Source organism: Streptomyces sp. NPDC057486, assembly GCF_042802415.1.
Taxonomy (GTDB): Bacteria; Actinomycetota; Actinomycetes; order Streptomycetales; family Streptomycetaceae; genus Streptomyces; species Streptomyces yanii.
This window is the reverse complement of sequence record NZ_JBHVEE010000110.1, coordinates 27001-33500: the sequence shown is the minus strand read 5'-3', so window position 1 is coordinate 33500 and position 6500 is coordinate 27001. Positions and strand designations below refer to the sequence as shown.

6 protein-coding genes are annotated in these 6500 nt (G+C 71.4%); 4 read left to right on the top strand and 2 right to left on the bottom strand.

The genetic code is table 11. From position 1 onward, the window contains the following. Positions 1-174 precede the first annotated feature (174 nt). A complete protein-coding gene (locus ACFU6I_RS35755; RefSeq protein WP_345511483.1) occupies positions 175-1290 on the bottom strand; it encodes a glycerate kinase in 1116 nt (371 codons plus the stop codon). A 150-nt stretch (positions 1291-1440) separates the two neighbouring features. Between ACFU6I_RS35755 and ACFU6I_RS35750 the strand changes: the two genes are divergently transcribed. The 3 genes from ACFU6I_RS35750 to ACFU6I_RS35740 all read left to right on the top strand — a co-directional run bounded on the left by ACFU6I_RS35750 (position 1441) and on the right by ACFU6I_RS35740 (position 4633). Next, positions 1441-1935: an NUDIX domain-containing protein gene (locus ACFU6I_RS35750; protein WP_384374665.1), complete on the top strand. Its 495-nt coding sequence runs from the start codon at positions 1441-1443 to the stop codon at positions 1933-1935. A gap of 477 nt (positions 1936-2412) precedes the next feature. Next, entirely contained in the window at positions 2413-3579 is a 1167-nt protein-coding gene (locus ACFU6I_RS35745) for a serine hydrolase domain-containing protein (RefSeq protein ID WP_384374662.1), read from the top strand. Between the two features lie 310 nt (positions 3580-3889). Beyond that, complete coding sequence (locus ACFU6I_RS35740; RefSeq protein WP_384374659.1) at positions 3890-4633, top strand: NAD-dependent deacetylase; 744 nt, start codon at positions 3890-3892, stop codon at positions 4631-4633. Positions 4634-4867: 234 nt separating this feature from the next. Here ACFU6I_RS35740 and ACFU6I_RS35735 read toward each other — a convergent pair whose 3' ends face one another. Further along, positions 4868-5278, bottom strand: coding sequence for a (2Fe-2S) ferredoxin domain-containing protein (locus tag ACFU6I_RS35735; protein WP_384374656.1), 411 nt, complete (start codon positions 5276-5278; stop codon positions 4868-4870). A 482-nt stretch (positions 5279-5760) separates the two neighbouring features. On the opposite strand from ACFU6I_RS35735, the gene ACFU6I_RS35730 reads away from it, so the two are divergent. After that, positions 5761-6345 carry a TMEM165/GDT1 family protein gene (locus ACFU6I_RS35730; RefSeq protein ID WP_384374652.1) on the top strand — a complete coding sequence of 195 codons (585 nt, stop codon included), beginning with the start codon at positions 5761-5763 and terminating at the stop codon, positions 6343-6345. Positions 6346-6500: the final 155 nt, after the last annotated feature.

Genomic DNA, 6500 nt, shown 5'->3' with positions numbered 1-6500 from the left:
CTTTGTTTGGCGGGCTCCGGTTCTCTTTTCTCATTCTGGTTTTTGGTGTGGGGGGGGGGGGGCCCCGGGGCGCCCCCAGTTTCCCCCCCGGGGGGGGGCGCGCGGGGGGGCCCCCCCCGCCCGCGGCGGGCCGCCCGATCGGCTCGACTCGCCTCAGCTCGACAGGGGCTCTGCTCACGACAGGAAGTCGCGCGCGATCCCCTCCGCCACCCGCTCCAGCAGTGGTCCCGCCTGCGCCATGCACACGGCAGGGTCCGGCTCCAGGTCCGTGAGCGCGTACGCGCGCCGGATGCCCGCGTGTCCCAGCGCCTCCGGGGGCAGCGCGAGGCGGCCGCAGACCGCCACTACCTCCAGGCCCGCCGCGCGGGCCGCCGCCGCGACGCCCGCCGGAGCCTTGCCGTGCAGGGTCTGCTCGTCGAGCGAGCCCTCCCCCGTGATCACCAGCGTGGCGCGGGCCAGCGCCGGGGCGAAGCCGAGGACGTCGAGCATGACCTCGATGCCGGGGCGGAACCGGGCGCCGAGAGCTACCAGCGCCCCGTAACCGATACCGCCTGCCGCACCCGCCCCGGGCAGTTTCGCGTGGTCCGGGCCCAGGACGGACGCGTAGTGGGTGAGTGCCGCGTCGAGGGTCGCGATGTCGTCCTCGGTCGCGCCCTTCTGCCGCCCGTAGACCTCCGGGGCGCCCTTGGGGCCGGTCAGCGGGTTGTCCACGTCGCTGGCGAGGATCAGGTCCACGTCGGCCAACCGCGGGTCGAGGCCGGACAGATCCGCCTCGGCCAGCGCCGCAAGGCCACCGCCCCCGGGACCGACGGGCTTGCCGTCCGCGTCGAGGAAGCGGGCGCCGAGTGCGGCGAGCATGCCCGCGCCGCCGTCCGTGGTGGCACTGCCGCCGACCCCGAACACGATGGTCCGGGCGCCCGCGTCCAACGCCGCGGCCAGCAGCTCGCCGGAGCCGTACGTCGTGGCCGTCAGGGGGGCGAACACGCCCGCCGGAAGGTGCTGGAGGCCCGAGGCCTCGGCCATCTCCACCACCGCGGTGGTGCCCCGCAGGGCGTACGCCGCGGTCACGGTCTCCCCGCGCGGCCCGGTCACCCGCGCCTCGCGTCGCTCGAATCCGGCGGCCACGGCCGCCGCCACCGTGCCGTCGCCGCCGTCCGCCACGGGCAGGGTCTCGACCTGCACCTGGGGTACGACCCGCCGCAGCCCGGCCGTCACCCGCTCCGCGACCTGTACCGCTGTGAGCGAGCCCTTGAACTTGTCCGCCGCGACGAGCACTCGGGCGGTCTCCATCACTGCTCCGTCCGTCACCTTGCATCCCTTGCTTTCGAACAGGCAGTCGCGCCGCCCCGACCCTATCCGGAGCACCGGCCTTCTGCCCATGGGTGTCCGGGCCCTGGACCTGCGGAACGGCGGACACACCGGCCCCATTACGCTGCGCACGTGACCACCACTGACTACGCCACGTACATCGCAGGGCTGCCCAAGGTGCTGGCCGCCGCGGCAACTGTCTTCCGGGACGGTGCAGGACGAGTGCTGCTCGTCGAGCCGAACTACCGGGACGGCTGGGCCCTGCCCGGTGGCACGATCGAGTCCGACGAGGGCGAGACCCCGCGGCAGGCCGCGCGCCGCGAGACGGTCGAGGAGATCGGGCTCGATCTGGAGCCGGGACGGCTGCTCGCGATCGACTGGGCGCGCAGCCCCGAGCGGCCCCCGATCGCCGCGTACCTGTACGACGGCGGCGTCCTGGACGAGGCGCACTTGACGGCGATCCGGCTGCAGGAGGAGGAGCTCCTCTCCTGGAAGCTGGTGGAACGCGGCGCACTCGACCGGTATCTGCCCGGTTCGCTCGGACACCGGGTCCGGGCGGCGCTGGAGGTGCTCGACTCCGGGGCGGGCGCCGTGGAGCTGGAGGACGGCAGGCCCGTCGCTTCCTGACTTCCTGAACTACGGTCAGTCACCCCTGTCAGCAGCATGTGCCTCTGCATCCCGTTGTTCTGACAGTGGGTCATACCCTTGGGGAAGTCGTCGGCGCCACCGGAAGCGCGGCCGCAAAGCCGACCCCGGCCTCGCGCCCCGCTTCCGTGCCGCTCGCGGGCGAACTCTGGACAAAACTGATAAAATTGGGTGATTCCACCCACATAGTGGTGTTGTTGGGTCCTGCCGCATCACGCCTGGCAGCGGCACCGGGCCGCAGAACACGACGGCTGTGATGAGTGCATGAGGACCTCCCCAGCGGTTGACGACACTCCGAACGGCACGCGCCTGGGAGGAGTTCGTCCCAGAACCTCGCGCCCCGCACGCCGCACGGCTTTGCTGGCACCGTGCCTAGCCCTCTTGATCGCGGGGGGTGCCCTTCCCCCCGGCTCGACCGCCACGACGCCCGCGGACCTGTCGACCGCTCCCGCCGCGACGGTGACCGCCCCTTCCCCCGTTCCGTCAGCCCTGAAGCCGATCGATCCGGCCGCTTTCCAGGCCGCGGTGGACCGGGCGGCGAGAACGCTCATGGTGCCCGGCGCGGTGGTCCTGCTCCGCACCCCGCAGGGGACCTTCCGCGCGATCGTGGGCACGACGGAGCTGGGCACGGCCAGGCCTCCGGATACGGGCGACCACTTCCGGATCGCCTCCAACACCAAGACCATGACGGCAGCGCTGATCACCCTCCTCGCCCAGGACGGCAAGCTCCGGTTGAGCGATCCGGTGTCCGCCTACGTCGCGGGGGTGCCCAACGGCGGGAACATCACCATCGCCCAGCTGCTGAAGATGCGCAGCGGGCTCTACGACTACACCGGTGCGCCCGAATTCGGGGCAGCTCTGGACGCCGACCCGGGGAAGGCCTGGACCCCGCAGGAAGTCCTGGCCATCGCGTTCCGCCACCCGCCGAACTTCGCACCCGGCGCGTCCTACGAGTACAGCAACACCAACTACGCCCTGCTGGGCCTGGTCGCGGAGAAGGCCGGCGGCCGCCCCTTGGCCCAGCAATTGCGGGACCGGCTGTTCGTCCCGCTCGGAATGAAGGGGACGTCACTGCCGGACGCCCACGACCGATCCCTCCCGGAGCCCTACGCACACGGCTACATGTACGGCGGAGCGGCCTATGCGCTGACCGACAAGCCCTACCCCGCCGAGATGCGCGAAGCGGCACGAACAGGGAAGCTCCAGCCCATCGACTACACCCACCTGAACCCCTCCTACGCCACCGCCGCCGGAGGAGTCATCTCGACCGCGGAGGACCTGTCCACATGGATCCGGTCACTGGTGACGGGCAAGGTCCTGAACGCCGCATCCCAACAGCGGTGGCTCCACAGCCCGCAGGCCGAGGACCCGGCCACGCCCGGCGGCCAGAAGTACGGCTACGGCATCTCCTACCAGCGCTTCGGCCCGAACGCGTCGATGTACTACCACGGCGGTGAACTCCCGGGCTTCAACTCCTTCATGGGCCACGACCCGGACAACGACGTCACGCTCGTGATCTGGACGAACCTGACCCTGTCGCCGGACGGCCGGACCACGGCCAACGCCCTGCTGCCCACCGTCCTCAACCAGGTCTACACCGGGCTCAACCTCCCCACCGCCCGGTAGCGCTGTGTCACGTCTCCGGGCAGGCCGTGGGTCCGGTGGTTCCCTGCCGGTATGAAGGCGGAGGAACTTGTCGCGCGTCGTGGACGGTTGGAGGGATGACGCCGTCGGCCCGGCCGGTGGACACGGTCCGTCGCGACCCGCCGGGCGGTGACGGTCGTACGTCCGTAGGTGTGGGTCGTGGACGACACCGGGTTCGACACCAGGTCTCCAGGGACGGATCCTCCTCGCCCGGGGCGGCAAGGAAGTACTCCGACCTGACACGGCCGATATCACCTCGCGGTCGGCGGACGCCGCTGCGTACGCTCGCCGTATGACTCTCGTCGCGATCCTCAGCGGCGCCGGGATCTCCACGGATTCCGGCATCCCCGACTACCGCGGGCCGAACGGGCTCTGGCGGAAGGACCCGGAGGCCGAGAAGCTCGTCACGTACGACTTCTACATGGCCGATCCGGAGATCCGCCGCCGCTCCTGGCAGATGCGCCGCACCAGCGCGACCTGGCGCGCCGAGCCGAACGCCGCCCACCGCGCCATGGCGGACCTGGAGCGGTCCGGGGTCCCCGTGCGGGTGATCACTCAGAACGTCGACGGGCTGCACCAGCTGGCAGGCCTCTCCGCACGCAAGGTCCTCGAACTGCACGGCACCGCACGTCAGGTGGTCTGCACCCGCTGCCACGCCCGCTCACCGATGGCGGCGGCGCTGACCCGGGTGGAGGCGGGTGAGGCGGACCCGGCGTGCACGGTCTGTGGCGGCATCCTGAAGTCGGCGACCGTCATGTTCGGTGAGCGGCTCGATCCGGTGGTGCTGGGCGAGGCGATGTCGATCGCGAAGGCGTGCGAGGTGTTCATCGCGGTCGGAACGACGCTGCAGGTGCAGCCCGCCGCGTCGCTGGCCGGGATCGCGGCCGAGCACGGGGCACGGCTGATCGTGGTGAACGCCGAACCGACGCCTTACGACGAACTGGCGCAGGAGACGATCCGCGAGCCCATCGGGACCGCGCTGCCGTCGCTGCTCGCGCGGCTGTCCGCCGAGGCAGGCACGGGAACCGGCGCCTGAGCCCGCACGGACGGCGGCCCTGCCCGGGGAGAGGCGATCACGCCCGGTGGGCCGCTCGTTCACGTCGCACACGACACCCGGGGCGCGGTGTGCGGGACGCGTGCGCGGCCGGTCGACGGCGCCCTGTTCCGCGCCGGCACACTGCGGCGCGCCTCGACTGGCCCCGTGGAGCGGGCCGAACCGCCGGACCGCAGCATCCGTTCGGCCTGCGCCGCCTCGCCCTCGCGGACAGCCCTACGGCTGATCCAGTTCCTGCGCGATGCGGCGCGAGGGCCGGAACGTGTAGAGGTCGAGAATGTCGGGGGCGTCCGCGAGGCCGGGGCCGCCCTCCTCGACCCAGGTGACGATGTCGGCGACGGCGTCCGGGTCGTTGACCAGGCCGAGCCAGAGCGGGCGGCCGCCCGCCCTCCTGCCCTCGGCCGACGGCTGCACGACGATCACATTGGCCTGCTCGCAGGCGTCCAGGCATTCGACGGCGCGTACTGTGGCGATCTCACCGAGTGACCGGCGCAGCATGGCGAGCTGTCCGGCATGGTCCACGTCCGGGATCTTCGGCGTACCGCAGCAGCAGCCGCGGCAGACGCTCACGGTGGGACGGGGCGCGCCCCGGGTGGGGGCGGCGGCCTTGCGCGTGCGGCGGCTCATGCGGGAACGCTCCGGGTGATGGCGCGGATGATCACCGTGGGACTCTATCCAGTGCCTCTCCCGGCAGGCTCTGCCCGGTCGCACCGCCCAGCACGCCCGCTCGCCGCGCCGGCCGAATCCGCCTTGGGATCGCACGCACCGGACGACGCTCCCCATGGGGCGAACCTTGCCGGTAACGACCCTGACACCCTCCACAATCGAACACCTGCACCCTTTTTGCGTCAACCGAGTGAACCGGTGAGGTAAGGTGGGTGGCTGCGAAGGGGAGTAGCCCCGCAAACCGGTCGTCGACACACTGGAGCCCCCGGGTTCCCGGTGGCCGGGCTCGTAGAGCATTACGGGCGGGCGAGACCTTCGGTCAGGTATGACGCGCCCGCACCCTGTGGGCGCTGCAGTCATGCCGGGCCGAGTGGTCCTCCGAAAAGCCCGAGTGGCGCTTCGCGGAAAGGCCCGGGCCCGGCTCTCACAGAAAGCCACCCGGAATGCATCTCGACCCCCTGGCGATCGTCACCGCCTTCGGGCTGATCTTCCTCGCGGAGCTCCCCGACAAGACCATGTTCGCCTCGCTGGCCATGGGCACGCGCATGCGGCCGCTCTACGTCTGGTTCGGCACCTCATCCGCATTTCTCGTGCATGTCGCGATCGCCGTCGGCGCCGGCGGTCTGATCGGGCTGCTGCCCGACTGGATCGTCAAGCTCGTCTCGGCGGCCCTCTTCGCGTTCGGCGCGTTCATGCTGCTGCGCGCCGGGGGCGACGACGGCGACGAGGAGAGCGAAACCAGGACCGTGACCGGCTTCTGGCCGGTCTACTCGACCGCGTTCATGGCGGTGTTCATCAGCGAATGGGGTGACCTCACCCAGATCACCACGGCCAACCTGGCCGCCAGCAACGGCACCTGGTCCACGGCCATCGGATCCGCGGCCGCCCTGATGTCCGTCTCGGCGCTGGCGCTGATCGCCGGGCGCTTCATCGCCAAGCGGGTGCCGCTCAAGACGGTGCAGCGCATCGGTGGGCTCTGCATGCTGGGGCTGGCGATCTGGTCGCTCGTCGAGGTCTTCGCGGCCTGAGACAGTTCCCCGACGCAGCCACCACGAAGCCCGACGGCCGCCCCGTGCGTCCGCCGGGCTTCGCCGTGTCCGGTCGGCGAAGACGTGGAAGGCGAGCCGGCCGCCGGGGGTGATGGTGTCCGGGTTCTCGTGCAGTGATGTGAAGCCGATGCCGC

What these genes read in the sequence shown, in the direction of transcription:
- ACFU6I_RS35755 (WP_345511483.1), bottom strand. Translation starts at nt 1,290, where the DNA reads ATGGAGACCGCCCGAGTGCTCGTCGCGGCGGACAAGTTCAAGGGCTCG.
- ACFU6I_RS35740 (WP_384374659.1), top strand. Translation starts at nt 3,890, where the DNA reads ATGACTCTCGTCGCGATCCTCAGCGGCGCCGGGATCTCCACGGATTCC.
- ACFU6I_RS35735 (WP_384374656.1), bottom strand. Translation starts at nt 5,278, where the DNA reads ATGAGCCGCCGCACGCGCAAGGCCGCCGCCCCCACCCGGGGCGCGCCC.
- ACFU6I_RS35730 (WP_384374652.1), top strand. Translation starts at nt 5,761, where the DNA reads ATGCATCTCGACCCCCTGGCGATCGTCACCGCCTTCGGGCTGATCTTC.